This is a genomic window from Mesorhizobium sp. XAP4, from assembly GCF_029269325.1.
Classification (GTDB): Bacteria; Pseudomonadota; Alphaproteobacteria; order Rhizobiales; family Rhizobiaceae; genus Mesorhizobium; species Mesorhizobium ciceri.
In genome coordinates this window covers 499527-524775 of record NZ_JARIXW010000004.1, presented here as the reverse complement: position 1 = coordinate 524775, position 25249 = coordinate 499527, and the positions used below count along the sequence as shown (strand labels likewise).

The window sequence follows — 25249 nt, the reverse complement described above, 5'->3', positions numbered from 1 at the left end:
AAGCCCCTCCTTACAGCCCCTTAAGCCGATCGCCAGAGTTTCTGGTGGGAAAAACCTGCCAAATCGGAATCGACGACAATGGCCGATGCTCTGGCGCGTATCACGCCAACCTGTGCTTCGCGATCAGACCGGCTAGCGTCGCGCTCTCGATGACCGCGCTTTCCGGCACGATCGCGTAGCCCCAAGACTTCGACGCGGTGTCCGTCGATATCTGATTGGCGTGCTTGACCCATTCGCAGGCCGCGCGGGATTTCTCCTGGACTGTCTGATCGCTCATCTCACCGTCGGACTTGATCTCGACGATCAATTTCTGCGCCGACAGCTCAACTACGAAATCCGGCTCGTATGCCTTGCCTGATCGATATTCGATCTGGAATTGGCCAGGGCCCGGTTTCACCCAGCGCAGCACGTCTTTCTCGAAGTCGCTGTCGATCAGCGCAGCGAAGCGGCGCTCCGTATCGGATTGGAACTTGTGGAAGTTGTAGGGGCTCTTGCGGGTGCCCTTGAACACATAGCTTCTGGTGTCCGACAGGGGCTTTGCGGCTGACCCTATGTCGAGCATCTTCGCGATGCTGGTTATGCTGATGCTCAGCGGTCTCAACGACCGAAACGATCTGACAAGCTTTGCCCGGTAGTCCGCCGGCGTCTCGCGATAGTGACCTTTCATCTGCGCGAAGATGAACTCTGCAATCGCCTTTCCATGAGCGAGCGCGACATTCTCAACATCATCCTCGGTCACGAGATAGGTCCGCAGATGCGAGACGGCCTGAGCAGCGAGCTTATAAAGGAGGTCGGATTGAGAGTCATAGTCGACCTGGTCGTAGTCGATCAGGTGCTTGACGATATAGTTCTCGACTAGGCCTTCTTTCGGCCCGGCGATCGAACGGGCCAGCTCGCGCTGGTTTTGGTCCCGTAGGTTCCGGATCAGGATCCGGTCGGACAGCGGCTGGTATCGAATCGACTGCAGGCCTGTTAGGTCGAAGGCGTCGAACCAGAAATTTACCTCCCGGCTCGGGATGACGACGATCTCAGGAATATCGATCGTGTTCTCTGCAACGCTGGCAGTGACGATGCCGACGATCTCCTCGACTCTCGGCTGGGCGACTATGCCCTCCAGCGAACCCTGGGCAGGCTGCAAAGCGCGTCTAATGTCCGCAGCGAGCTCCTTGCGCACTTCCGGCGTCAACAGCTCCTGAACGCCACCCTTGAGCTGCCGCTCATACTTGCGGGTGATGAAATCGAGTGCGGACTCAACGACCTTACGATCATCGACGTGGTCGAAGATGGCAGCTTGTTCCTGCATTCCTTGGAGCGCAGAGCCACTGCCGAGCAGGGCTACCTCGAACGAGACAGGAATATCGATCACTCGTTCGGTTTCAGCCGGAACGTCCCCGCCTTTGCCGATCGTCAGCGTCTTGATCTGCACAAGCGAGTCTACTTCCCTCGCTCGCTTGATGACTTCATCGAAGCGGTCATGCGCAATCACGGTGAGTGTGTCGACCGACTCGACGCCGGTGCGTTCGCCATAGGGCAGCCGGAGTCCACGGCCGAGGGTCTGCTCAGTGAGGATGTCGGAAGCTGAGGCGCGAAGTGGGATGATCGTGTAGAGGTTGTTGACGTCCCACCCTTCCTTCAGTTTGTTCACATGGATGACGATCTCGGTGAGATTATCTGTCTCCAGCCCGACCAGGCGCTGGATTGCCTCGTCGCTTTCATCCCCCCGCAGATTTGAATGAACCTCTGCGACACGGCCCTTGTAGGCACCTTTGAAGAACTCATCGCTTTCGATCCGGGTGCGTAGCGCGCTTGCGTGGGTCGTATCCTGGGCGACGACCAGCACGAAGGGATGCACCCGGTTCCGACCTGATTGACGCGCGTAAAGGTCGAGTTCGACCTTCACATGTTCATGATAGTGAATGCCGTCTTCGAGCATTATGAGCTCGAGCTGGTGGTCGTTGAAATCGGCCCGGTTGAAGTCGGCCCGGGTCGCCACCGCAGGTTCTTTCACCATCCCGTCGGCCATGGCGTTGCCGAGCCCATATTCGAAGACGACATTGCTAAACGCGGTCGACTTGGCGCCAACGGATTTTGGGGTTGCCGTTAGTTCGAGGCCAAGTGCCGGCTTCAATTCGTTTACTGCCCTCATGCCGGCACTCGCCCGATAGCGGTGAGCTTCGTCCATCAGCAGCACGAGATCGGGGAGTGCGGCCAGATAGTCGAAATAGGATTCGCCGATGGTCTCGCGCATTGTGCGGATGCGCCCCTTGTCCTTGTTGATCTTGTCGACGTTGAAGATGTTGACGATGGCCTCACTGCCGAAGAGGTCGGAGCCGCGCACGCCCCGTCCCTCTTCCCATGTGTCGCCGGTGACGATGACCGGTGGCGTTTGGGCAAACTGAGCAATGCCGCGAAACACATACTTCAACGACGACTGCTTCGAGAAATCGGCAACCAGCTTGTCGTAGATCGTAGTGTTGGGTGCCAGCACAAAGAAGTTCTTCGACCGACCGGTAAGGTAGAGCCAGGCGATAAACGCGCCCATCAACCGGGTCTTGCCTACGCCCGTGGCGATGGCGAAGCAGATTGAGGGAAAGTCGCGCTCGAAATCCAGCACGGAAGGATATGCAGCCTGGATTGCATCCAACGCCGCGACTGGGTCTCCGCCCTTCGCCAGGCCAATGCGTCCGACGATGTCAGCCAAAATATCGAGCGACTGCTCTTGCGGCGCGCGCAGCGAAAGACGCTGTGCGATCTGACGGAGGATGCGATCCTCGCTCATCTCAGACCTTGCCTTCATCGATAGTGAGGTTGAACAGTGGCAGGTCTGGCTGTTTCTTGCGGGAACCGCCGGGCGTCGGCGGTTCTTCCGCTTCATTGGGAGCAGGAGGGAGGTTTTGGACATTCAGCGAATAGTCGTCGCGGCCCCATTCGCATTTCGACAAGATCGCAGTCGGGATCTTCACAAGGGTCAGATTGTCGAACGAATCCGGGTTCGCGTTGAAAGCCTTGCAGCAAATCAAGAGTGAGCGGTCTGGTCCAACATCCTCCGAAATTTTCCGGCAGGCGTCATGTGTCAGATTCTGTGTGGTAACGTAGATGAAATCTGTCTCAGTCGAAAAGCCGTGGTTCCAATATTCGTCCGGGTTCTGCGAAGGCGAGAAGGTGAAATTCATATGTCGGCACAAAGCCTCGGCGAGCATCGCCGCGTTGTAGTCGCTTGCGATGACCCAGTTGCCGTATTTGTCTTGAACGAGCAGCGACGGGGCGAGGCGATAGTAACGGAACCCACCGCCACCCTTCCATCCAACCGCTTCGGTGACGCCGCCAAGATCGTTGCCATCGATCACCTTTTTTAGGCGGGGCAGGATATGGGTTTCGGCGTGGTCACCAAGCTCGACCATGATCCAGCGCCGCCCCATCTTTTGAGCGACCGCACCAGTTGTGCCGGACCCGGCGAACGAGTCGAGGATAAGATCCCCGGGATTACTCGCGATATGCAATACGCGCTCGATCAGCTTCTCGGGCTTTGGGGTCAAGAAAACAGCATCGTCATCAGAGCCTAGTTCCCGAACCTCCGCTTTGGCCTGAGCGTTTTGCCCAGCTTCCTCGTGAAACCACATCGTCGCTGGAACCACGCCCTGTTTAACCTCTGACAGATATCTCTTGATGCGTGGTATCGACCGTCCGTCTCGCCCCCACCAGACGCGGCCCTCCGAATTCAGCTGATGAAAATTTGCCTCCGAAACTCGCCAATATGTTCCTGTTGGTGGACGGAAAACCACACCCGTTGGAGAGGTGATCTCGTATGTCCCAAGGCTATAATAATTCCGAGCCTGAACGGCATTGGTTGTCCAAGGACCTCGGGGGTCATTGTCCAAATTTGTATAACTGGCGTTCAAATCATCTGATCGGGGTAGAAGATTACGCTGCCACGCTTCGGATTTTTTGGCGTATACTAGAACGTGGTCGTGCATCTCAGACAAAAAACGTGCGGAGTTTTTGACTGTATAGATCTTCTGCCACACCACGTTCGCAATGAAATTCTGCCGCCCAAACACTTCGTCACAAAGCACCTTGAGATAGTGCGCTTCGTTGTCGTCGATGGTGATCCAAAGCGAGCCGTCGTCCGACAGCAGCGTCCTGATCATCTCCAGCCGATCGCGCATCAGGCTGAGCCACAGCGAATGCTCCAGTCCGTCATCATAATGCGTGAAAGCACTGCCGGTGTTGTATGGCGGGTCGATGAAGACGCATTTGACCTTGCCGGCAAAATCTGCTTCCAACGCCTTCAACGCGAGCAGATTGTCGCCATGAATCAACATGTTGTCGAAGATGTCGGATTCTGACCTGCGCGCTGCCGCGTGATGCGACAGCGACGGATCTTCAATCAAGATTCGCGGCTCGAGCTTCGGCCGCTCGTCTTTGCCAATCCAGATCAGTTCAAGCTTCTGTTTTTTGGCCATTGAACTTCTTTTTTCGCTCTTCCCATATGCGCCGTTTCTCTCGAAATTCGTCGCTAAGTTTCTTCTTTCCCGGCAGTTTTTTTCTCGGCAGTTGTGCCTTCATTGGAGGGCGCTCCTGCGCTGCCTTCGGTCCGTCGGCTATCTGCGGCACTTCGCCAGCCATCAGGTTCGGTGCTTTGCCGGGCAACAGTAGTGAGGCCTTCCTTGTCGACTTTCTTGGAGTGGAAACTTTCTCGGCCGCCGAGAAGCAACCGTCTGACTGAACTGCTCCGCGCCAGCGAACCCGCCTGAACGGTTCCACAGTTCGTTTGACGTAGACGGGAGCAAGGTGCGGGTCTGGAGTCAAGAAGGCCGGCAGCGTTTTCGGCGCAGCCTCCTTTCGATCGCGCAGGTGACGCGCAATCCAGCGCACCGTATAGAGATGCTCGACGTCACCGTAATCGGTCAGCGAATCCATAACTTCTGCCTCGAAGCCCTCGGTGCTGTCCCGAACGGATTTTATCTTCTCACGCAGCCAGCGGCCCGCCTCGTCCTGCTTGCTTTCTATCAAGGCAATTTGTTCGTCCACGGCTATGCGTCGCTTTTCATCCGGGTTAACGGCGCGCAACCAGCGCCGCATGTCGGCGATGTAAGCGTCGGCCTGGGCCAGCATCTCATTTCCCCGCGTTACAAGTCGCGCAATCGTGAGCTCGGTATCTGCTTCCTTTTTCTCCAGCATGGCCAGGTGCTGGAGGTCGCATGAGCCGAGGAAGTCCCAATAGAGGGCATCTGACGCCATTTCGAGTTCGTCGGGAGGCAGGTCGACGGCCTCGCGCGGAGCAGAGCACCGCATCTCGAAGAATTTCGACGCGAGCCAGGGGGAAAGCGGCTCGCCATCCTCGCTGACGCAGGCGACCAGAGGCGCGGACCATGAACTGAACGCCGTTTCCATGGTGGCACGTGAGACCATTAGCCAGCCAGCGCGGTAACGAAGCGAGCTCACCTCCCAAGTCGGGCCTACATAAGAATCGACGTAAAACTCAACCTCAACCGGGAATGCCCCAAACTCTGCCAAGGAACCGGCCGACCCAGCACGCACGATTTTTACCGGACCGACCAACGGATAGTGAAGAGCAGGTTCTTCTGCGGCTGCTGGTTTAGGCTCTCGGCCACCTCGTCGAGCATATCAGACACTTGTTTGCGGACCTCTCGGCGTCGCTCATGTTTCGAGAGCTTCAGGTCGTCCATCTGGCCCTCCAGCTTCTTTATTCTGCGTCCGAAGTCGAGTTTCTGCTCCATTGACGTATCTGGCGAACGGCGCTCCTTGCGCAGCACCTTGATCTCGGTGTCGAGCACACCGATCTGCGCATCGAGCTCGATTTCGATGTCCTTGGCGTAGTTGTCCAGCCGCGTTTCCTCTTCCTCGAGCCAGCGGAAGTTCTGTTTCTTGACTCGATCCGAGAAGGCGGAGAACTGTTCGTCTTCAATGCCCTGAAGGCCCGACGCATCAATGGGGTCCCACAGTTCCTGTGCTCTTGACGGAACCATGAGCATGCGGTCGGCTGTTTCTGGAGGGATCGCAACTCCGGCATCCGTCACACATGAGAGCAGGAGCTCCTCTCGTGCTGAGTTGCGCGTTCGAATTTGTGCCTTCGAGACCCGCAGCAGACCTGATTTGCCAGCCAAATTCTTGACGTCGGCGAGCTGTCCGGGAAACGCGTAGTCCGCCAGGTTGAAAAGCACGGATGTCAGGCTCGACGGAACACCTCGCGCCTTCGCCTTTTCGACAATCTCCGTCGCGAGATTTCCGTCTGAGAGTCGAAAGAACTGCCAGTCATGGTCATCGGCGTCGGGCCATTTGGTCGTCCAGGTCCTGCCTTCGTAGTCAAATCTGAAGATCGCGTCGTCGTGGAACCTGGCGCCTGGCAACTCGGCTTGGGCTACAATGATGAGGCGTCGCGTGAAATCATCTACTGCGTTATCGAGCTCACCCTTCCGGCCCTTCAGCCGAGCGACTACATCTTGATCGAGATGTTCCAGAACCTTAGCGCGCGCCGACTGCATGTCGGAGTCGATGCGATCCTGAAGGGTGGCTGTCAACGCGTCGAACTGCTGAACAATTTCGGCCTCGGTCCGACTGGACTGGACGATACCCAGGACTCGCTGCTCGAAGTCGACGCCGCGTTCGATGGTGCCGAGAACCTCGTCGCTTGATCCGAATACGCCACTGAATAGCTTGAATTTCTGATCGAGCAGTTCATAGATCCGCTGCTCGGCCTGGTTCTTGCGGTTCAGCATATTGACCACTGTGACGTCGATCTTTTGACCATAGCGATGGCAGCGACCAATGCGCTGTTCGACGCGTTGCGGATTCCATGGAAGATCAAAGTTGATCACGAGCGAGCAGAATTGGAGGTTGATGCCCTCGGCGCCGCTCTCTGTTGCGATGAGGATCGCCTTGTCCTTGCTGCGGAAGGCATCGACAATCGCCGCTTTCATGTCCGCGGTGCGAGAGCCGGATACCCTGTCAGTGCCGGCGTGTTCTTCCCGCCAAGCCTGGTAGAGAGACTTGCTGACGGGATCGCTATTCGACCCGTTCAGAAGCGCGATCTGGCCGTTGTAGCCATTGGCTGCCAACAGCTCGCTCAGGTATTTCTGCGTGCGAACGCTTTCCGTGAAGATTACGGCTTTGCGCTGGCCGCCCTTGCCTGAGATCGCATCAAGGATGCCAGGGAGCTGCGTGAGGAGTTTTTCGCCCTTCGCGTTCTGGCCTATCGACTCGGCTAGAGCCAGGAACGACTTCAGCTCGTCCAACTCGACAGCCAACAAAGCTGCATCAATTACTTGTTCTTCGCCCTCGTCTTTGTCCTCGAGTTCCTCAGCGATCTCCGCGATCGTCTCGATGTCGTCGGTAACGGTCTCGTCGACGCGTTGGCGTTTCTGGAGACGTTCTATCAGCGACCGAAGGTAGCCGGTGACGGCAAAAGTCGATGACCCTAGGATTTTGCGGACCTGAAGCACCACGAGTTGGTTGGCACGGTCACCATAGGAGATGGTGTCTTTGCGCTGCAGGAAGGTCGACACCTTCTCGTAGAGTTGCACTTCGAGACTGGGCGGTTCGAAATCGAATACGACGGCGTTCCGCTTGGTGAAGTTGATATGACCGGCCTCCTGAACCTGCCGGCGCAGCGTGCGGTAGCAGACCGGTATGAGGCGTTCGCGCAGCGCCTCCAGGGAGGCTGGCGTGGCGCGAGTGCCTGTGTAAAGGGTCTTGAAGGCCTCCTCGCCGCCAAAATGATTGTCGTCAATCATCGACACGATGCCAAAGAGTTCCATAAGGGAGTTCTGAAGCGGCGTGGCCGTAAGCAGCACCTTGAATGGATCCTTCAAGGCGTCTTTCAACAGCTTTGATCGGAGAGCGCCCGGTTTATAGACGTTGCGTAACCGATGTGCTTCGTCGAACACAACCAAGTCCCACTTCGTCAAGGCGAGTTCATCGGCGCAACGCGACGCGAACTCGTAGCTTGAGATGATGATTCCAGGAGCATCACGGAACGGCTTGGCGCGCCCCTCTTTTTTCAAGATCTTGTAGGTAGCGGACTCCAAAATCGTTGCCGGCAGCGAAAACTTCTCCCGCAGTTCCTGCTCCCACTGCTTGCGCAGCGAGGCCGGGACAATCAGAAGGATGCGACGTTTCTGCTCCGCCCATTTCTGGCCCATAACGAGCCCAGCCTCGATCGTCTTGCCGAGACCCACCTCATCGGCAAGCAGCACGCCTTTCGAGAGCGGTGACTTCAAGGCGAACAAGGAGGCTTCGACTTGGTGCGGGTTCATTTCGACCCGCGCTGCGGTCAGGGACCGTGTGAATGCGTCCTGCTCAAAGCCATCCAAAGTTATGCGATGGCTGTGATAGTGGCCCTGGACTTGTGCGTAAGAAGCCAAAATTCCCCCAAATTGATCTCACTCGAAACCAGACTGCCAAGTCGGATCGAGGATGCCCCCAACGATTTCTACTAAGCCTCTCAAAATATCGCAACCTGGCGATACACAATTCGACCCCCTAATTTGCTCGCGCTTTACTTACTATTTGGCGTGCTTTGTATGTATTTGGCTCGGCCGCGCTGCGGGGGAACCATTTGAGTAGGGAGCTGTCATAGGGCCGGCATCTTAGAGTTCATACTGAGGTAGCCGCGCAATCGCGGTGGCCTTCGCAGTGATCGTCACGTCCCCGTAATCGTCGCCGGCGGTTCGCCCCGCATGGCCCTGGATCGCGTCAAGCGTGCGGTCAGCAACACCGATCTCGCGGCCGACAGTTTTGAACCGATGACGCCAACCATGGCTAGGCTTCACGCCTTCCGGGATGACATTCTCAGCTTGCAACCACTCACTTATCCGACCTGCCACGGTTCGGGCCGGAAGCGTCCCCTCCTTCTTTTTGGAGGATGGATAGAACAGCGGGCCATCGGCGGCGCCATTGACGAAATCCATAAAGCCCAGGTCGATTAGCTGCTGATGCAATGGCACGTCGCGATAGTTGCCTGCCTTGACCGAACCCGCGTCGGGCGCAATGCGAACTACCGGCACATTATGCTCATTACGAAAATCCTGCTTCCGAAGCTGGGTGATCTCCGCGATCCGCGCTCCCGTATGGGCGCACAAGATCGACGACCACCGTTTTGCAGCAGTCGTTTCTGGTGCTTCTCGCGTCCGCGGATTGCCAGATGGTTTCGGCTGATAGTCACGAGCTACTTTCAAAATCTCAATCGCCTCGTCCAGGGTGAAGCCTTGTTCGCGCGAATGCTGCTTCTTCGAAACTTTGATACGAACGTTTTCCGCGACGTTTGTTTCGAGCCGATCGTTGTTGACCGCCCATTTCAAGACCGTCCGCACCGCTGCCAGATACACGTGAGAGACCGTCTTGCTTGCAAGCGGCTTTTTCAGGCTAGTATCCTTCCAATCGAGAAGGTTCTGCTTGGTGAGCTTGCGGGCATCATCATGGCGAATAAACCTGGACAGGTTCGCGAAAACAGGCGTCCATCGCTTTCGGGCCTCCCTGCCTTTGCCGTCGGCAGCGCGCTCATCGAGGTAGTCGTTGAGCAGGTCCTTGAGGGAAACTGGCTGGCGCTCATCCTCGGCCGGCTGAGCGGCCGTTAGCAAAGGGTGCGAGGGCTCGCCCTTGAAGTCACCGTCGTTTCGTTCGTGTTGCCGAGACATGGCCTCATATGCGGAAACGCAAAGAGCCTGAGCGATAAGGCGCCATTCGACGCTGCCTTTGGTGGCCGTGTGATTGCCAGAAGACTTGAACTCTTCGAGGCGCTCGCCGACGAGCCGTTCAAGCTCATCATCGGATAGCTTTCCGGAGTAGCCATCGCGAAAGCGCCGAGCCCCCTCATAGTCGACCTCAAAGCCCGCATATTGATAATGTTGCGCCCGGATCAGCGCATCGTCGGCCAGCCGCATTTGATAGTCTCGGCTAGCGATTTGCTTTGGAAGAAGTGGATAGCGGCCGACAGTGATCGACTGTTCGCCCGCCGCAACGGCGCGGCGCTCGCCAAGCGCTATCTCATGCTGTAGGACGGCGACAGCACCAGGCAGCATCTTCAGGGCTGTCCGGTAGTCAGGACCGAGCGCTTTTCGCAATTCGGCCTTCCCGATATACGGCCGAAGCTCTTTAGGAACGACAAGCCGCGCAAAATAGCGGCCGTCTCGGTTGAGGAGATTTCGAACTCGGCCGGTCATAAATTCCATCTGATTTGTTACGGCATTTGTAACGTCAGAATGGACAGAAACCGTTGCAAGTCAAGGGCTTCAACGATTTCAAAGGGATAGGCTGGTGCTGCGAGAGAGGATTGAACTCTCGACCTCTCCCTTACCAAGGGAGTGCTCTACCACTGAGCTACCGCAGCCGCTGATGGCGGGGCTTCTGCCATATCGAACCGGCAAGCGCAAGGCCAAGTGCAACGCTTCTGTGAAAGGCTTTGCCGGATGGCTTTTAATGACATGGCAGTGCCACAATGTTGGCTATCCCTGAACAGCAAGCTGGTGGGTCGCCGGCGGGATGGGGCGATGGACGACAAGACAATTCCAGTGAAAAAGGATGGTCCACCGAAAAGCAGCGCAACAATCCGCAAGGATCGGCTCGCCGAGCAATTGCGCGCCAATCTGCAGAAGCGCAAGGCGCAGTCGCGCTCGCGGCGGACCGGCGAGGCCGACCTGCGTCCGGACGGGCTCGCTGCATCGAAGAAAATACAAAAAGATTAACTCAAATAGGTCACTCTTGGCCTGGGGTGGGCGAAATCCTATTTCTTGAACCAGATTGGCCAATGGTCTAGACGGGCCGCTACTCAAACGATTGAACCGGCCCTTTTTTGGCCGAGAGGGACGTTCTTCCATGGATCGCATCAGAATTGTCGGGGGCAACAAGCTCTCCGGAAGCATTCCGATCTCGGGCGCGAAAAACGCGGCGCTGCCTTTGATGATCGCCTCGCTTTTGACCGATGACACGCTGACGCTGGAAAACGTGCCGCATCTGGCCGATGTTGAGCAGCTGATCCGCATCCTGGGCAATCACGGCGTCGATTATTCGGTCAATGGCCGCCGCGAGAAGCAGAATGAGGGCTATTCGCGCACCATCAACTTCTCCGCCCGCAACATCGTCGACACCACAGCGCCCTACGAGCTGGTGTCGAAGATGCGCGCCTCGTTCTGGGTGATCGGCCCGCTGCTGGCCCGCATGGGCGAAGCAAAAGTGTCGCTGCCGGGCGGTTGCGCCATCGGCACGCGGCCGGTCGATCTGTTCCTCGAGGGCCTCCAGGCGCTGGGCGCTGATATCGACGTCGACACCGGCTATGTCATCGCCAAGACCCGGAATGGCCGCCTTGTCGGCAACCGCTATATCTTCCCGAAGGTCTCGGTCGGCGCCACCCATGTGCTGATGATGGCCGCGGCACTCGCCAAGGGCGAGACGGTGCTGGAAAATGCCGCCTGCGAGCCCGAGATCGTCAATCTGGCCGAGTGCCTCAACGCCATGGGCGCGAAGATTTCCGGCGCCGGCACGCCAACCATTGCCATCGACGGCGTCGAATCGCTCTCCGGTGCGCGCGTGCGCGTCATTCCCGACCGCATCGAGACCGGCACCTATGCGATGGCCGTCGCCATGACCGGCGGCGACGTCGTGCTCGAAGGCGCGCGTGCGGACCTGCTGCAGACCGCACTGGACGTGATCGCCCAGACGGGTGCGGAGATCACGCCGACCAATTCCGGCATCCGGGTGAGGCGCAACGGCGCCGGCATTTCGCCGGTCGACGTGACGACAGCACCCTTCCCGGCCTTCCCGACCGATTTGCAGGCGCAGTTCATGGGCCTGATGACCATGGCCAAGGGTAAGTCGCGCATCACCGAGACGATCTTCGAGAACCGCTTCATGCATGTGCAGGAACTGGCGCGGCTCGGCGCTCACATCACGCTTTCGGGCCAGACGGCGATCGTCGACGGCGTGCCGAAGCTGAAGGGCGCGCCGGTCATGGCGACCGATCTTCGCGCCTCTGTCTCGCTGGTCATCGCCGGCCTGGCGGCGGAAGGCGAGACCACGGTCAACCGCGTCTACCACCTCGATCGCGGCTTCGAGCGGCTGGAAGAAAAGCTGTCCAACTGCGGCGCGGTGATCGAACGGATTTCGGCGTAGCCCGCGACCTCGGCTCCTCTCTAGCAACGCAGGAGATTGGCGAAATCCTTCGCGGCAGCGTCCTTCTCCCCGTCACTATCCGGGGAGAAGTGCCCGGCAGGGCGATGAGGGGCAGCGCAGAGCTGCAGCTGTTGGTGCGGTTGCACCGATCGCCAAGACCGCCTAACAGAAGGCTGAACAATCAACCTTCAGGTGCGAAATCCGTATGACCGCCCTTAAGCTTATCGCGCTCGACGACCAGGATCTGAGCATCGTTTCGGCTCATGTCCAGGATGCCGTGCTGAAAGTCAGCGACCTCGAATTCCTCCCCGCGGCCAAGCGTTTCCTGCTGACCATGAACCGTTTCGTCTGGGAGGCAAAATCCGGCCTGTTTCGCCAGCATAATGAGCGACGGCAGGCCGTGCTGCATTTCGACCGCGTGCTCGGCGCCAAGACCAGCGGTATTGACCGCGACAAGCCTGCCGAAGTCCTGTCGCTGCTGGCGATCAGCTTCATCGAGATCAGCAAGCCGGCCGGCATCGTCGAGCTGATCTTCTCGGGCGGCGGTGCGATCATGCTCGATGTCGAGTGCATCGAGGCCCGTCTTGCCGACATCGGCGGCGCGTGGGAAGCCACCTCGCGCCCCATCCACAAGGCCTGAGCGTCCGATGGCCATCACGCTTCGTCAGTCCGATGCCGATTTCGAGCAACGTTTCGCCGCCTTCCTCACGACCAAGCGGGAGGTCTCCGCCGATGTCGATGCCGCGGTGCGCGACATCATCGCGCGCGTGCGCGCCGAGGGCGACGCGGCACTGATCGACTATACGCGGAAATTCGATCGCGCCGATTTGACCGGCCTCGGCATTGCCGTGTCTAAGGAAGACATCGCAACCGCCTACGAAACGGCCGACCCAAAGACGATCGAGGCGCTGGAGTTCGCGCGCGACCGCATCCGCTCGCATCATGAACGGCAGCGGCCGAAGGACGATCGCTATACAGATGCCGCCGGCGTCGAGCTCGGCTGGCGTTGGACGGCGATCGAGGCCGTCGGGCTCTATGTGCCGGGCGGTACGGCGAGCTATCCGAGCTCGGTGCTGATGAACGCCGTGCCGGCCAGAGTGGCCGGCGTCGAGCGCATCGTCATGGTCGTGCCTGCGCCGGGCGGCATCATCAATCCGCTGGTGCTGGTGGCAGCGGACATATCAGGCGTTTCCGAAATCTACCGCGTAGGCGGCGCGCAGGCGATCGCCGCCCTCGCCTATGGCACCGAGACAATCCGGCCGGTCGCCAAGATCGTCGGCCCGGGCAATGCCTATGTCGCGGCAGCCAAGCGCCAGGTTTTCGGCACCGTCGGCATCGACATGATCGCCGGGCCATCGGAAGTGCTCGTCGTGGCCGACGGCAGCAACGATCCGAACTGGATCGCTGCCGACCTGCTGGCCCAGGCCGAACACGACGCTTCGGCACAGTCGATCCTGGTCACCGACGATCCGGCTTTCGGCATCGCGGTCGAACAGGCGGTCGAGCGCCAGTTGCAGAGCCTGCCACGCGCTGAAACGGCAGCGGCGAGCTGGCGCGATTTTGGTGCCGTGATCCAGGTGTCGACCATCGACGCCGCGCTGCCGCTGGTCGATCGCATCGCCGCCGAACATGTCGAACTGGCCATCGACGACGCCGAGGACTTCCTGTCGCGGATGCGCAATGCCGGTGCGGTCTTTCTCGGCCGCCACACGCCGGAAGCCATCGGCGACTATGTCGGCGGCTCCAACCATGTGCTGCCGACGGCGCGCTCGGCGCGTTTCTCGTCCGGCCTGTCCGTGCTCGATTTCGTCAAGCGCACGTCGATCCTCAAGCTTGGACCGGAGCAGTTGCGTATCTTGGCGCCGGCGGCGATTGCGCTGTCCAAGGCGGAGGGTCTTGACGCGCATGGACGCTCCGTCGCCATACGGTTGAACATTTAGGCGGCGATGTCTGGCCCCGATCAAACCCGCGCCAGGCTGATCGATGTCGAACTCGATGAATCGATCGGCCGGTCAACGCCGGATGTCGAGCATGAACGTGCAGTGGCGATCTTCGACCTGATCGAGGAGAACAGTTTCCAGCCCGTCAATGACAGCGGCGACGGCCCTTACCGGCTGAAACTGTCGCTGGCCGAGCAGCGCCTGGTGTTTGCCGTGGCGCGCGAGGATGGCACCGCCGTCGTCACCCATATCCTGTCGCTGACGCCGCTCCGGCGCATCGTCAAGGATTACTACATGATCTGCGAAAGCTACTACGACGCCATCCGCTCCTCGACGCCGAGCCATATCGAGGCGATCGACATGGGCCGCCGCGGCCTGCACAATGAAGGTTCGCAGACGCTGATGGACCGGCTGTCCGGCAAGATCGACATCGACTTCGATACGGCGCGCCGGCTGTTCACGCTGGTCTGCGTGCTGCACTGGCGGGGCTAGCCCTGTCGCCCGGCGCCCTGCCCCGTTCGATCCTGTTCCTGTGCGGCATGAATGCCGTGCGCTCGCCAATGGCGGAGCAGCTGGCGCGCCGGATGCTGCCCGCCACCGTCTTTGTCGCTTCGGCCGGCGTTCGCGCCGGCGAGCGCGATCCGTTCGTCGATGCGGTGCTGGCCGAAGAAGATCTCACGCTGGGCGAGCGCCACCCAAGGACGATGGACGATCTCGAGGACGACTATTTCGACCTGATCGTCACGCTGGCACCCGAAGCGCACCACGCCGCACTCGAACTCACCCGCTCGCTCGCCGTCGAGGTCGAATATTGGCCGACGCCGGACCCGACCGACGCCGGTGGCACGCGCGAACAGATCATGGCAGCGTACCGGGACGTCCGCGAGCGGCTGAAGGTGCGCATAGGCCGACGTTTCTTGCTTCCAGAGGCAAAAAACGCGACGGATTAAGCGTGTTCACAAGCGGACGATTATCATATAGGTTCCGCCGAAATTCCGGCCAGGGTGCTGGAACTACCATCCAAGCAAAGGTATCGAATGCCGAAGGAAGAAGTCCTCGAGTTTCCGGGTGTCGTGACGGAATTGTTGCCGAACGCGATGTTCCGGGTAAAGCTCGAAAACGAACACGAAATCATCGCCCATACGGCCGGCCGCATGCGCAAGAACCGCATCCGCGTGCTGACCGGCGACAAGGTTCTGGTCGAGATGACGCCATACGACCTGACCAAGGGCCGCATCACCTATCGTTTCAAGTAAGCAAAGCCCGACTGGTCCGCGATGAGCATTTTGCAGAAGCTGGTGCTTGCCTCGGGTTCGCCGCGCCGAATCGAGCTCTTGCAGCAGGCCGGGATCGAGCCGGACCGCGTGCTGCCGGCCGATATCGACGAAACGCCGCTGCGTGCCGAGCATCCGCGCTCGCTGGCCAAGCGGCTGTCGAAGGAAAAGGCCGAAAAGGCGTTTGCGTCACTGAAGACCGAAGCCGACTATGCGCCGGGTTTCGTGCTGGCCGCCGACACGGTGGTTGCCGTCGGGCGGCGCATCCTGCCCAAGGCAGAAACCCTCGACGACGCTGCCAACTGTCTCGGGCTGTTGTCGGGCCGTTCGCATCGGGTCTATTCCGGCATCTGCCTTATCACCCCGGGTGGCAAGCTGCGCCAGCGCCTGGTCGAGACGCGGGTGCGTTTCAAGCGGCTGCCGCGCGAAGAGATCGACGCCTATATCGCCTCGGGCGAATGGCGCGGCAAGGCGGGCGGCTACGCCGTCCAGGGCCTCGCCGGCGCCTTCGTCGTCAAGCTGGTCGGCTCCTACACCAACATCGTCGGGCTGCCGCTTTATGAGACCATCGCGCTGCTGAGCGGCGAAGGCTTCAAGGTGCATGGCGGCTGGCTGGCGGGAACCCGGCTGTGAATTCCGATCCCAAAGTCACGCCCTTGCGCCCAAAGCGCCCCTGTCCCGAATGCGGCAAGCCCTCGGCGCGCGACAGCTTTCCGTTCTGCTCGACGCGCTGCAAGGACATCGACCTCAACCGCTGGCTGAAGGGCGCCTATGTCATCAAGGCCCGCGATGACGAGGAAGAGACGGATCCCGACGCTCCGAAATGAGGTCGTCAGGCGGCCTCGGTCTTGCGCGCCACCCGCGCCCAGCCCGGCAGCCAGTCGCCGTGAGCGGCCAAGAGATCATCGACCAGTGACCAGATCTGGTCGAGATCGAGTTCGGCCGCGGTGTGCGGATCCATCATCGCCGCGTGGTAGATGTGCTCGCGGTTCTCGGTCATCAGAGCCCGCACCGTCAGTTCCTGCACGTTGATGTTGGTGCGGATCAGCGCGGTCAATTGCGGCGGCAGGTCGCCTATATAGGTCGGCTGGATGCCGGAGGCATCGACCAGGCACGGCACTTCGGCGGCGCAATCCCGAGGCAGCGAGGTGATGCAGCCATTGTTGCGGACATTGCCGTAGATCACCGACGGCTCGCCGGTCCAGACTGAATTCATGATCGAGGAGGCATATTCCCGGGACTGCTCTACCTCGATGCGATCGGCCGAGCGATAGGCTTCAGCCTGCCCCTTCCAGCGCTCGATCTGCTCGATGCAGCGCTTGGGATATTCATCAAGCGGGATGCCGTACTTCTCGATCAGGTCCGGGCGGCCGTCCTTGATGAAATAGGGCGTATATTCGGCAAAATGCTCCGAGCTCTCGGTGACGAAATAGCCGAGCCTGGTCAGCATCTCGTAGCGCACCTTGTTGGGACAGCGCGGGTTCCAGCCGGGCTTGGGCGCGCGGCCTTCGCGATAGGCGCGCACGAGATCTGGGTAGAGGTCGCGGTAGGAACCGTCCGGCTGGCGATGCTCGAACTTCAGATAGAACGCCATGTGGTTGATGCCGGCCGAGCGATAGCGGATCTCTTCGTAGGGAAGGTCGAGGTCTTCAGCCAGCTCCATCGCCGTGCCCTGCACCGAATGGCAGAGGCCGACCTGCCTGATCGCAGGGTATTTCTCTGCTATCGCCCAGGTGTTGATCGCCATCGGGTTGACATATTGCAGCATGATCGCATCGGGGCAGACGGCGAGCATGTCTTCGCACACCTTCCACAGATGCGGCACGGTCCTCAGACCCCGCATGATGCCGCCGACGCCGAGCGTGTCGGCGATCGTCTGGCGCAGGCCGTATTTCTTCGGCACCTCGAAGTCAGTGACGGTGCAGGGCTCGTAGCCCCCGATCTGGAAGGCGACGACGACGAAATCCGCGCCGGCCAGCGCCTTGCGCTGATCCGAATGGGTCTCGGTCTTCGCCTTGACGCCAAGCGTCGCGATCAGCTTGTTGACGACAATGGCGCTCTCTTCCAGCCGCTGCGGATTGATGTCCATCAGCGCGATCGTCGCGCCGGACAGCGACGGGCGCTGCAGCACGTCGCCGACAATGTTCTTCATGAACACCGTCGAGCCGGCGCCGATGAACGTGATCTTGGGATTTCTTGCCATGCTAACCTCCGGCATATGTTCAGGCCACATCGAAAGCGGCCCTGACGAGCCGTTCGGTGTAAGCGGTCTTGGGATTGGACAGGACGTCGTCGACGGGGCCCTGCTCGACGATCTTGCCGTTCTGCATGACGATCACGCGATGGCATAGCGCGCGCACCACCTTGAGGTCGTGCGAGATGAAGAGGTAGCTGAGACCGCGCTCGTCCTGCAGCTTGCGCAGGAGGTCGATGATCTGCGCCTGGACGGAGAGGTCCAGCGCCGATGTCGGCTCGTCGAGCAGGATGAATTCTGGTTCGAGCGCTATGGCGCGGGCGATCGCGATCCGTTGTCGCTGGCCGCCGGAGAATTCGTGCGGAAACCGCGACAGTATATCGCCCGGCATGCCGGCGCTGACCAGCGCGTCGCGCACCCGTTCGACCCGCTCGCGCCGCGTCGCCCCTATGCTGTTGACGATCAGCCCTTCCTCGATGATCTGGCCGATCGTCATGCGCGGGTTGAGCGAGGAGAACGGATCCTGGAAGACGATCTGCATGCGCGAGCGCAACGGCCGCATCTCGGCCCGCGACAGGCCGTGGATCGGCTTGCCGTCGAAACGGATCTCGCCGCGCTTGGCGTCGATCAACCGGAGCAGGGCCTGGCCGAAGGTGGTCTTGCCGGAGCCGGACTCGCCGACCAGCCCCAGCGTCTCATGACGACAGAGTTTCAGGCTGAGATCGTCGACGGCGACCAATTCGCGCCAGTCGGGTTTCAGAAAGGTGCCGTGGCGCAGCATGAATGAGACGCGCACGCCGCTGGCCTCGAGAATGGTGCCACAGCCCTCCGGCAGCGGCTTCGGCTGCCCGTGCGGCTCTGAAGCCAGCAGCCGCCTCGTATAGGGATGCCGCGGATCGCCGAACAGCCGTTCGGTGGCGTTGTGCTCGCACATTTCGCCATGCTGCATGACATAGACGTAGTCGGAGAACTGGCGCACCACGGTGAGGTCGTGGGTGATCAGGATCACCGCCATGCGCAGCTCTTTCTGCAGGCTGCGGATCAGGTTCAGGATCTGCGCCTGGACGGTGACATCGAGCGCCGTGGTCGGCTCATCGGCGATCAGCACGTCGGGATTGTTGGCCAGCGCCATGGCGATCATCACCCGCTGGCGTTGCCCGCCCGAGAGCTGATGCGGGTATTGTCTGAGCCGCGCGGCAGGATCGGGAATCTGCACGTGCTGCAGAAGTTCGAGCGCTCGCGCCCAAGCCTGTTTGCGGCTGACCTTACGATGCACCCGGATCGCCTCGACGATCTGGCTGCCGACCGTATAGATCGGGTTGAGCGAACTCATCGGCTCCTGGAAGATCATCGAGATGCGGTTGCCGCGCAGCTTGCGCCGGGCGCTCTCGGGAAATTTCAGGATGTTTTGCCCGTCATAACAGACGCTCGAGCCGGGCGACACCGTGGCGCGCCGCGACAGCAGGCCCATGACGGTGCGCGCCGTCACCGACTTGCCCGAACCGGATTCGCCGACGATGGCGATCGTCTCGCCGCGATAGAGCTGGAACGAGATGTCCTTGACCGCTTCGACGACGCCATGCTCCACCTTGAAGGCCACGGCGACGTTGCGGGCATCGATGATCGGCTGGTCCTGGCGTCCGTCATGGTCGTGACGGACGATCGGTGCGAAGGATTCGGCGAGCGCGACGGTCATCTCAGCACCTCAATAAGGGTCGACGGCGTCGCGCAGGCCGTCGCCAAGCGCGTTGAAGGCAAAGACGGTGACCAGCACAAAACCGACCGGCGACAGGATCCAGGGATAGGTGCCGATGACGGAATAGGTCGCGGTGTCCTGCAGCATCAGGCCCCACGAGATCAGCGGCGGCTTGACGGCGAAGCCGAGGAAACCGAGGAAGGATTCGAGCAGCACCACGGTCGGGATCGCCAGCGTCACGGCGACGATCACATGGCTCATCACATTGGGGAAGATGTGCTGCATGATGATGCGCCGGTCGGTGGCGCCGACCGCCATGGCGGCGCGCACATACTCGATCCGCGCCAGCGCCAGCGTCTTGCCGCGCACTTCGCGCGACATCTGCGCCCAGCCCAAGGCCGACATGACGATGATGACGAAAGCGAGGAAGACGTTGGTGGGAGCGGTGACCGGGATCAGTGTCGTCAGCGCCAGATAGAGCGGCAGCTGCGGGAAGGCGAGCACCAGTTCGACGAAGCGCTGCATCCAGACATCGAACCTGCCGCCGAAATAGCCGGAAACCATGCCGACGGTGGTGCCAATGACGGTGATGATGAAGACGACCGTCAGGGCGATCATCAGCGAGACGCGCGAGCCGTGGATGGCGCGCGACAGCACGTCACGGCCGAACTTGTCGGTGCCCAGGAAATGCACCGGCTGGCCGTCCAGCGAGCCGAACAGATGCCGGTCCGCCGGCAGCAGCCCAAACAGCTTGTAGGGCGCGCCATGCACGAAGAAACCGAGCAGCCTAGGATGATCATAGTCGGGGCCGACGACGGGCTGGAAAGTGACCGGATCGAGGTCCGCCGAATCGGCCAGCGCATAGACCCTCGGCCGTGCGGTGAAACCGCCGTCTCTGTCATGGAAGCTTGGCACCTGCGGCGGAGCGAAGCCGACATCCGTGACCTTCGGGTCCATTGGCGCGATGAATTCGGCTAATACGGCCATCACCAGCAGCAGCACGACGAGCCAGAGCCCGGCCATGCCGGTCCAGGAGCGCTTCAGCCGGCGCCAGACAAGCGCCATGTAGCTTTCGTTGCCATGCGCCGGTTTGGCGACGATGGGCCCTTCGGCAGGCAGCGGTGGAGGGGATGGATCGCGCGCCAGCATCTCAACGCTCCCCGAACTGGCGCACGCGCGGATCGAGCAGCACGAGCAGCATGTCGGCGATGATGTTGCCGACGATGAGCGTCGCCGACAGAACCATCATGAAGGTGGCAGTGACATAGACGTCGCCGACAGCCATGGAGCCGACGATCGCCGGGCCGACGGTCGGCAGTGCGAAGATGATCGCCGTCTCGATCTCGCCGGTCAGCATATAGGGCAGCACCACGCCCTGATACATGATGAGCGGATGCAGCGCGTTGGGCACGGCGTGGCGCATGACGACAGCAGCACCCGTCAGCCCCTTGGCCCTTGCCGTCTCGACATATTGCGCGTTCAGCGTATCGAGCAGATTGCCGCGCATGACGCGCATATTGTAGGCGAGGCCGCCGAAAGTGGCGATCGCCACCACCGGCCAGACATGTTTGACGAGGTCGACGAATTTGGCCCACGACCACGGCGCACCACCATATTGCGGCGAGAAGAATGAGCCGATCTCAGACACGTTGAACTGGAAGACCAGGAGATAGACGATGATCAGCGCCATCAGGAAGCGCGGCACCGTCATACCGAGGAAGGAGATGGCCGACAGTGTCGAGTCGATCCAGGTGTATTGCCTTGTCGCCGCCCATATGCCGAATGTGATGCCCAGCACCGAGGCCAGCAGATGGCAGACCAGCGCCAGAAAGAGCGTGCGCGGCAGGCGCTCTCCGACCACATCGGCGACCGGTTTGTTGTAGTACAGGCTGTAGCCGAAATCGCCTCGAGTGACGATGCCGACGATCCAGTTGAGATACTGCACGGGCAGCGGCTTATCGAGGCCATGCTCGATGCGATAGGCCTTTGCCTGCGCGTCGGCCTCGGCAAAGGAAGCTCCACCCTGGTTGATCGCCTGCGAGCGGATGTAGTCGGCATAGTCACCCGGCGGCGCCTGGATGATGGCAAAGGTGGCCAGGCTCAAAATGGCGAGGACCGGGATTGCCGACGCTATGCGCGTGAGCAGGAATCGCAGCATGGACGGTTCGTTTCCTTGTCTCGCCGATCGCGCCCTTGGTTGCGTCCGGAGGTTGGTTTGTCCGGCCGCGCCAGCGGCGCGGCCGGAGGTCTCTCAGTCAGGGAGGTAAACCTAATTCATCAGCCCCTTCTCTCCGGGTTTGCCGGGCAGCTCATCGGGGAACAATTCATATTTCGCCTGCTTGTCTGCGGCGACAAATACCCGTTCGCGGATGATCGAATCCTCGGCCCAGTTGAACATGAAGATCGGCGTGCCCTGCGGAATGTTCGAGAAGCGCTTGTTGACGATCAGCGCGCCGGGATATTCCGTCAGGCCGACATTGTAGACGTGCTCCGTCGAGATCTTCTGGAATTGTTTCATCAAGCTGGCGCGCTGGTCATTGTCCTGCGTGGAGACGAACTTGTTGACGATGTCGACGAGGTCCTTTTCGAACGGCATCACATCGACCTCGCCATTTTCCGGCGCACGATGGTCCCAGCTGGTGCGCGGGCCGACAGGGGCAAGCTGCACGGTGTTCTGCACCACCGAGGTCAGTTCCTGTTCGTTGCGCCGGACCAGCCAATCGAAGCGGCCGGAGTATTGCGAAGCGTCCCGCTGGGTGCCGTTGAGGCCGTTGAGCACGACCCGCAGCCCGAGCTTTTCCATCTGGGCGACGACGCCTTCGGCAAGGCTTTTGTCGGTCGTGTAGTCGTTGTTGACCAGCATCACGATCTCGACATTCTTGCCGCCGGCGGTGCCGGAAGGGAAATTCACGAAGCCGTCGCCGTCCGTATCCTTGAGGCCGGCCTTGGCGAGTTCAGCCTTGGCGCCATCGAGGTCGAAGGGGTAGTAGACCGTCGAATTGCGGTCGTAGAAGCTGGTTCCTGACGACAAGCCGCCGGGATAGATGGCGGTGAACGGCCCCTTGACCAGCGAGTCGCCGAGCGCCTTGCGGTCGAGCGCCATGGTGACGGCCTTGCGGAAATCCTCGTTGCGGTTCAGCTCGCGGATCGCCTGGCCGCGTTCGTCCGGATTGCCCCAGCCATTGGCGGAAAAATTAAAGCGCAGATTGTAGCCGATGAGCCGCGGGCCGAAAGCAAGACGGGCAGGCGCGTTCGCCTCCGCCGCACGCTTCAGCGAGGCGACGAAGTTTTCCGGCTGCTCCAGATTGGAAAAATCAGCCGCGCCGGCCACCGCCTGGACGTCGCGATCGGCCCAGGTCGACAGCTTGTAGTGCAGTTCGTTGAGATAGGGCAGTTGATTGCCCTTTTCGTCGACCTTCCAGTAATAGGGATTGCGGCGCATGACGATGATGTCGTCCGGCCGGTATTCGACCGGGACCCAGCCGCCCATCACCGGCATGTTCATGAATTCCGGCGGGAAGGCATTCTTGAACTGGTCATAGGTGTTCTTCGAATATTTCGGATGCTGCGGCTTCAGGATGTGCGCGGGACCAGGACAGAAGGTGCCGTAGGCCATGGCATACAGGTACTGCTTCGGGAAGGCGTCCTTGAAGGTCCATTCGACGGTGTAGTCGTCGATCTTCTTCAACGTCGTGCCGACGCCGAAGGTTTCCGGCGTGGCGCCGTTCAGCGGCGAGACGTTGGGATCGACGACCTCGTCGTCCCAGTAGAACATGACGTCGTCGGCATTGAACGGCACGCCGTCCGACCACTTCGCGCCTTCGATGAGGTGCATGGTCAGCTTGTGGCCATCGCTCGACCAATCCCAGCTCCTGGCCAGGTTCGGCAGCGGCTCGGTGTCCTTGGCCTCGACCTGGAACAGCGGTGCGGTACGCGTCAGGCATTCGGAGAGGCCGATGTCGATGCCGCCCCAGCCTTGCGTCTGACCGGCGCCGTAGTTCCAGCCTTCCGGCCGCCCGCCGATGACGTGGCGCATCGTATCGCCATAGACGCCGATGCCGTCTTGCATATTGCCCGTCTTGAAGACCAGCGGCTCCTTCGGCAGCCTGTCTTTCACCGGCGGAAGCTTGCCGGTCTTGACGTATTTCTCGGTGACCCAGTCGGGCTCGTGATATTCGGGAAGCGCCTTGAACTCCAGAATGGAGTCGCGCGCGACATAATTGATCTTGCCTTCGGCGGGAAACGGTGTCGGCGCCGGCGGAACCGTCGGCTCGGAAGCGTATGCACTGAGTGCCGAGACCGAGACGCTCAGCGCCAGTCCGGCAGCAAGGCCGATATTGCGTAAATTCCTCACTGTCTCTCTCCCTCTTGTTGGTCCGGAGCGTTTGCACCCGCTCCGCCTCTCCTCGAATTCAAACGGCTTCGTGGCAGTGGATCCGCCTCCCATGGATCCACCATCACCGCATGAATTTCCAGCCGGCCCGTTTCAGCCGGCCCGTTTCAGCCGGCTTGCTTCAGCGCGGCTTTTTCGGCGCGCAATTCCTCGATCGAGCGAACACTGCGCCGTGCGGCGCCCGCCCACTCGCGGGTCTTCACCTTGGATGTCGACAGCCGCTCCCTGGCGGCCGGAACCGCATGGGCGTATTGCGGCAGCCAGGCTGCCTGGGCGACGACCATTTCGTCGACCATCTGCCAAACCTCCTCCGGCGTCGAAACCGCGCCGACCAACGGGTCATGCAGCACGGCGAGCTTCAGAAGATCGATGTCGCCTGATATCGCGGCATGCACCGACATGCGCTGGACGTTGATCGAAGCGATGCAGGTGGCGGCGCAAGCCTCCGGCAACGTGATGCCGGCGGCCATGTTGATGCCGAAACGGTCGACGAAGCCCGGCGACTCGATGATGGCATCGTGCGGCAGGTTGGTGATCACCCCATTGTTCTTGACGTTGAAGTGGCCGCGATAGACGCGGTTGGTCTCCAGCGCCTCCAATATGTGGCTGGCATGCTCGTTGGAGCGTTTCTCGCGGTCGATCGGCTTGGACGCCGCTTCGAGGAACTGCGGATATTCCGTCTCGAACCAGTTGCGGGTTTCGGTGGAGTAGCGGAGATAGCCGCCGGTCTCGCCGTGAATCCAGTCGGACATATCGATCCAGCGCGTAATCTCGTCGGGACGTTTGCGGTACCAGGGCAGATATTCGGAAAGATGACCGTTGCTTTCGGTCGAATAGACGCCGAAGCGCTTCAGGACGTCGATGCGCAGCTTCTCCTGCCTGGAATAGACCGGATGCGCCTCGAAAGCGGCCACCAGTTCATCCTTGCCAATGGGGCGGCCGTTGAGGCGCAGATCGATGAACCAGGTCTGGTGGTTGATGCCGGAACAGACATAGTCGAGCTCCTGCGTGGACTTCGCGCCAAGCACCTCGGCGATCTGCTCGGCGCCGTGCTGGACGCCGTGACAGAGCCCGACAGTGTCGACCTTGCCGTATTCGATCGCCGCCCAGGTGTTCATCGCCATCGGGTTGGCGTAGTTCAGGAATTTGACGTTCGTCTCGGCGACCTCGCGTATATCCTTGCAGAAATCCAGGATCACCGGAATGTTGCGCTGGCCATAGAGAATGCCGCCGGCACAGATCGTATCGCCGACGCACTGGTCGATGCCGTATTTCAAGGGAATGCGGATATCGTCGGCATAGGCTTCGAGGCCGCCGACCCGCACGCAGCTGATGACGTAGCGAGCGCCTTCGAGCGCCTTGCGGCGGTCGGTGGTCGCCGTCACCCTGGTCGGCAACCTGTTTGCCTGGACGATCCTGTCGAGGATCGCCTTGATCATCTGAAGATTGTGCTCGCTGACGTCGGTCAGCGCGAATTCGATGTCCTTGAATTCGGGCACGCACAGGATGTCGGTGAACAATTTCTTGGTGAAGCCGACGCTGCCGGCACCGATGATAGCGATTTTGAAACTCATCAGCCGCACCTCATTCCATTTTAAATTGCAGGCAAGGAATGACAATGGGAGG

The 25249-nt window shown here is 60.5% G+C and carries 20 protein-coding genes and 1 tRNA gene; 9 read left to right on the top strand and 12 right to left on the bottom strand.

Going from position 1 to position 25249, the window contains the following annotated elements:
- Positions 1 to 100: 100 nt before the first annotated feature.
- From P3C39_RS20055 to P3C39_RS20030, 6 genes are all read right to left on the bottom strand, one after another.
- Complete coding sequence (locus P3C39_RS20055; RefSeq protein ID WP_275954010.1) at positions 101 to 2779, bottom strand: DEAD/DEAH box helicase family protein; 2679 nt, start codon at positions 2777 to 2779, stop codon at positions 101 to 103.
- Position 2780: 1 nt separating this feature from the next.
- Positions 2781 to 4463, bottom strand: a complete 1683-nt coding sequence (locus P3C39_RS20050; protein ID WP_275954011.1) for a site-specific DNA-methyltransferase — start codon at positions 4461 to 4463, stop codon at positions 2781 to 2783.
- Entirely contained in the window at positions 4441 to 5394 is a 954-nt protein-coding gene (locus tag P3C39_RS20045) for a hypothetical protein (protein ID WP_275954012.1), read from the bottom strand. The genes P3C39_RS20050 and P3C39_RS20045 overlap by 23 nt, the downstream gene beginning before the upstream one ends.
- Before the next feature lie 152 nt (positions 5395 to 5546).
- On the bottom strand, positions 5547 to 8333 hold the full coding sequence (locus P3C39_RS20040) for an SNF2-related protein (RefSeq protein ID WP_275955450.1): 2787 nt from the start codon (positions 8331 to 8333) through the stop codon (positions 5547 to 5549).
- Positions 8334 to 8609: 276 nt separating this feature from the next.
- Positions 8610 to 10190, bottom strand: coding sequence for a DUF6538 domain-containing protein (locus P3C39_RS20035; RefSeq protein WP_275954014.1), 1581 nt, complete (start codon positions 10188 to 10190; stop codon positions 8610 to 8612).
- Between the two features lie 83 nt (positions 10191 to 10273).
- A tRNA-Thr gene (locus P3C39_RS20030) sits at positions 10274 to 10348 on the bottom strand.
- 160 nt (positions 10349 to 10508) lie between these two features.
- Between P3C39_RS20030 and P3C39_RS20025 the strand changes: the two genes are divergently transcribed.
- The 9 genes from P3C39_RS20025 to yacG all read left to right on the top strand — a co-directional run bounded on the left by P3C39_RS20025 (position 10509) and on the right by yacG (position 16167).
- On the top strand, positions 10509 to 10703 hold the full coding sequence (locus tag P3C39_RS20025; RefSeq protein ID WP_013530202.1) for a hypothetical protein: 195 nt from the start codon (positions 10509 to 10511) through the stop codon (positions 10701 to 10703).
- Between the two features lie 130 nt (positions 10704 to 10833).
- Complete coding sequence (murA, locus tag P3C39_RS20020) at positions 10834 to 12126, top strand: UDP-N-acetylglucosamine 1-carboxyvinyltransferase (RefSeq protein WP_013530201.1); 1293 nt, start codon at positions 10834 to 10836, stop codon at positions 12124 to 12126.
- Between the two features lie 205 nt (positions 12127 to 12331).
- The gene (locus P3C39_RS20015) at positions 12332 to 12766 is read left to right on the top strand and encodes a DUF2948 family protein (RefSeq protein WP_013530200.1); all 435 of its coding nucleotides are present in this window, start codon (positions 12332 to 12334) and stop codon (positions 12764 to 12766) included.
- A gap of 7 nt (positions 12767 to 12773) precedes the next feature.
- Complete coding sequence (hisD, locus tag P3C39_RS20010; protein ID WP_275954015.1) at positions 12774 to 14066, top strand: histidinol dehydrogenase; 1293 nt, start codon at positions 12774 to 12776, stop codon at positions 14064 to 14066.
- Between the two features lie 6 nt (positions 14067 to 14072).
- Positions 14073 to 14558 (top strand): UPF0262 family protein, encoded by a 486-nt coding sequence (locus P3C39_RS20005; protein ID WP_013530198.1) that lies wholly within the window; start codon positions 14073 to 14075, stop codon positions 14556 to 14558.
- Positions 14546 to 15016: a low molecular weight phosphatase family protein gene (locus P3C39_RS20000; RefSeq protein WP_013530197.1), complete on the top strand. Its 471-nt coding sequence runs from the start codon at positions 14546 to 14548 to the stop codon at positions 15014 to 15016. The genes P3C39_RS20005 and P3C39_RS20000 overlap by 13 nt, the downstream gene beginning before the upstream one ends.
- 87 nt (positions 15017 to 15103) lie before the next feature.
- Positions 15104 to 15322 (top strand): translation initiation factor IF-1, encoded by a 219-nt coding sequence (infA, locus tag P3C39_RS19995; protein ID WP_006200926.1) that lies wholly within the window; start codon positions 15104 to 15106, stop codon positions 15320 to 15322.
- A gap of 21 nt (positions 15323 to 15343) precedes the next feature.
- A complete protein-coding gene (locus tag P3C39_RS19990; protein ID WP_013530196.1) occupies positions 15344 to 15973 on the top strand; it encodes a Maf-like protein in 630 nt (209 codons plus the stop codon).
- Positions 15970 to 16167 carry a DNA gyrase inhibitor YacG gene (yacG, locus tag P3C39_RS19985; RefSeq protein WP_013530195.1) on the top strand — a complete coding sequence of 66 codons (198 nt, stop codon included), beginning with the start codon at positions 15970 to 15972 and terminating at the stop codon, positions 16165 to 16167. The genes P3C39_RS19990 and yacG overlap by 4 nt, the downstream gene beginning before the upstream one ends.
- Positions 16168 to 16172: 5 nt before the next feature.
- Here the strand turns inward: yacG and P3C39_RS19980 are convergent, their stop codons facing one another.
- The 6 genes from P3C39_RS19980 to P3C39_RS19955 all read right to left on the bottom strand — a co-directional run bounded on the left by P3C39_RS19980 (position 16173) and on the right by P3C39_RS19955 (position 25197).
- Entirely contained in the window at positions 16173 to 17543 is a 1371-nt protein-coding gene (locus P3C39_RS19980; protein WP_027163423.1) for an alpha-glucosidase/alpha-galactosidase, read from the bottom strand.
- Between the two features lie 19 nt (positions 17544 to 17562).
- Positions 17563 to 19230 carry an ABC transporter ATP-binding protein gene (locus P3C39_RS19975; RefSeq protein WP_275954024.1) on the bottom strand — a complete coding sequence of 556 codons (1668 nt, stop codon included), beginning with the start codon at positions 19228 to 19230 and terminating at the stop codon, positions 17563 to 17565.
- Between the two features lie 9 nt (positions 19231 to 19239).
- On the bottom strand, positions 19240 to 20379 hold the full coding sequence (locus P3C39_RS19970) for an ABC transporter permease (RefSeq protein ID WP_064994576.1): 1140 nt from the start codon (positions 20377 to 20379) through the stop codon (positions 19240 to 19242).
- 1 nt (position 20380) lies between these two features.
- Entirely contained in the window at positions 20381 to 21388 is a 1008-nt protein-coding gene (locus P3C39_RS19965; protein ID WP_275954025.1) for an ABC transporter permease, read from the bottom strand.
- 111 nt (positions 21389 to 21499) lie between these two features.
- Entirely contained in the window at positions 21500 to 23584 is a 2085-nt protein-coding gene (locus P3C39_RS19960) for an ABC transporter substrate-binding protein (protein ID WP_013530190.1), read from the bottom strand.
- A gap of 146 nt (positions 23585 to 23730) precedes the next feature.
- Positions 23731 to 25197 (bottom strand): alpha-glucosidase/alpha-galactosidase, encoded by a 1467-nt coding sequence (locus tag P3C39_RS19955; protein WP_063172851.1) that lies wholly within the window; start codon positions 25195 to 25197, stop codon positions 23731 to 23733.
- Positions 25198 to 25249 lie beyond the last annotated feature (52 nt).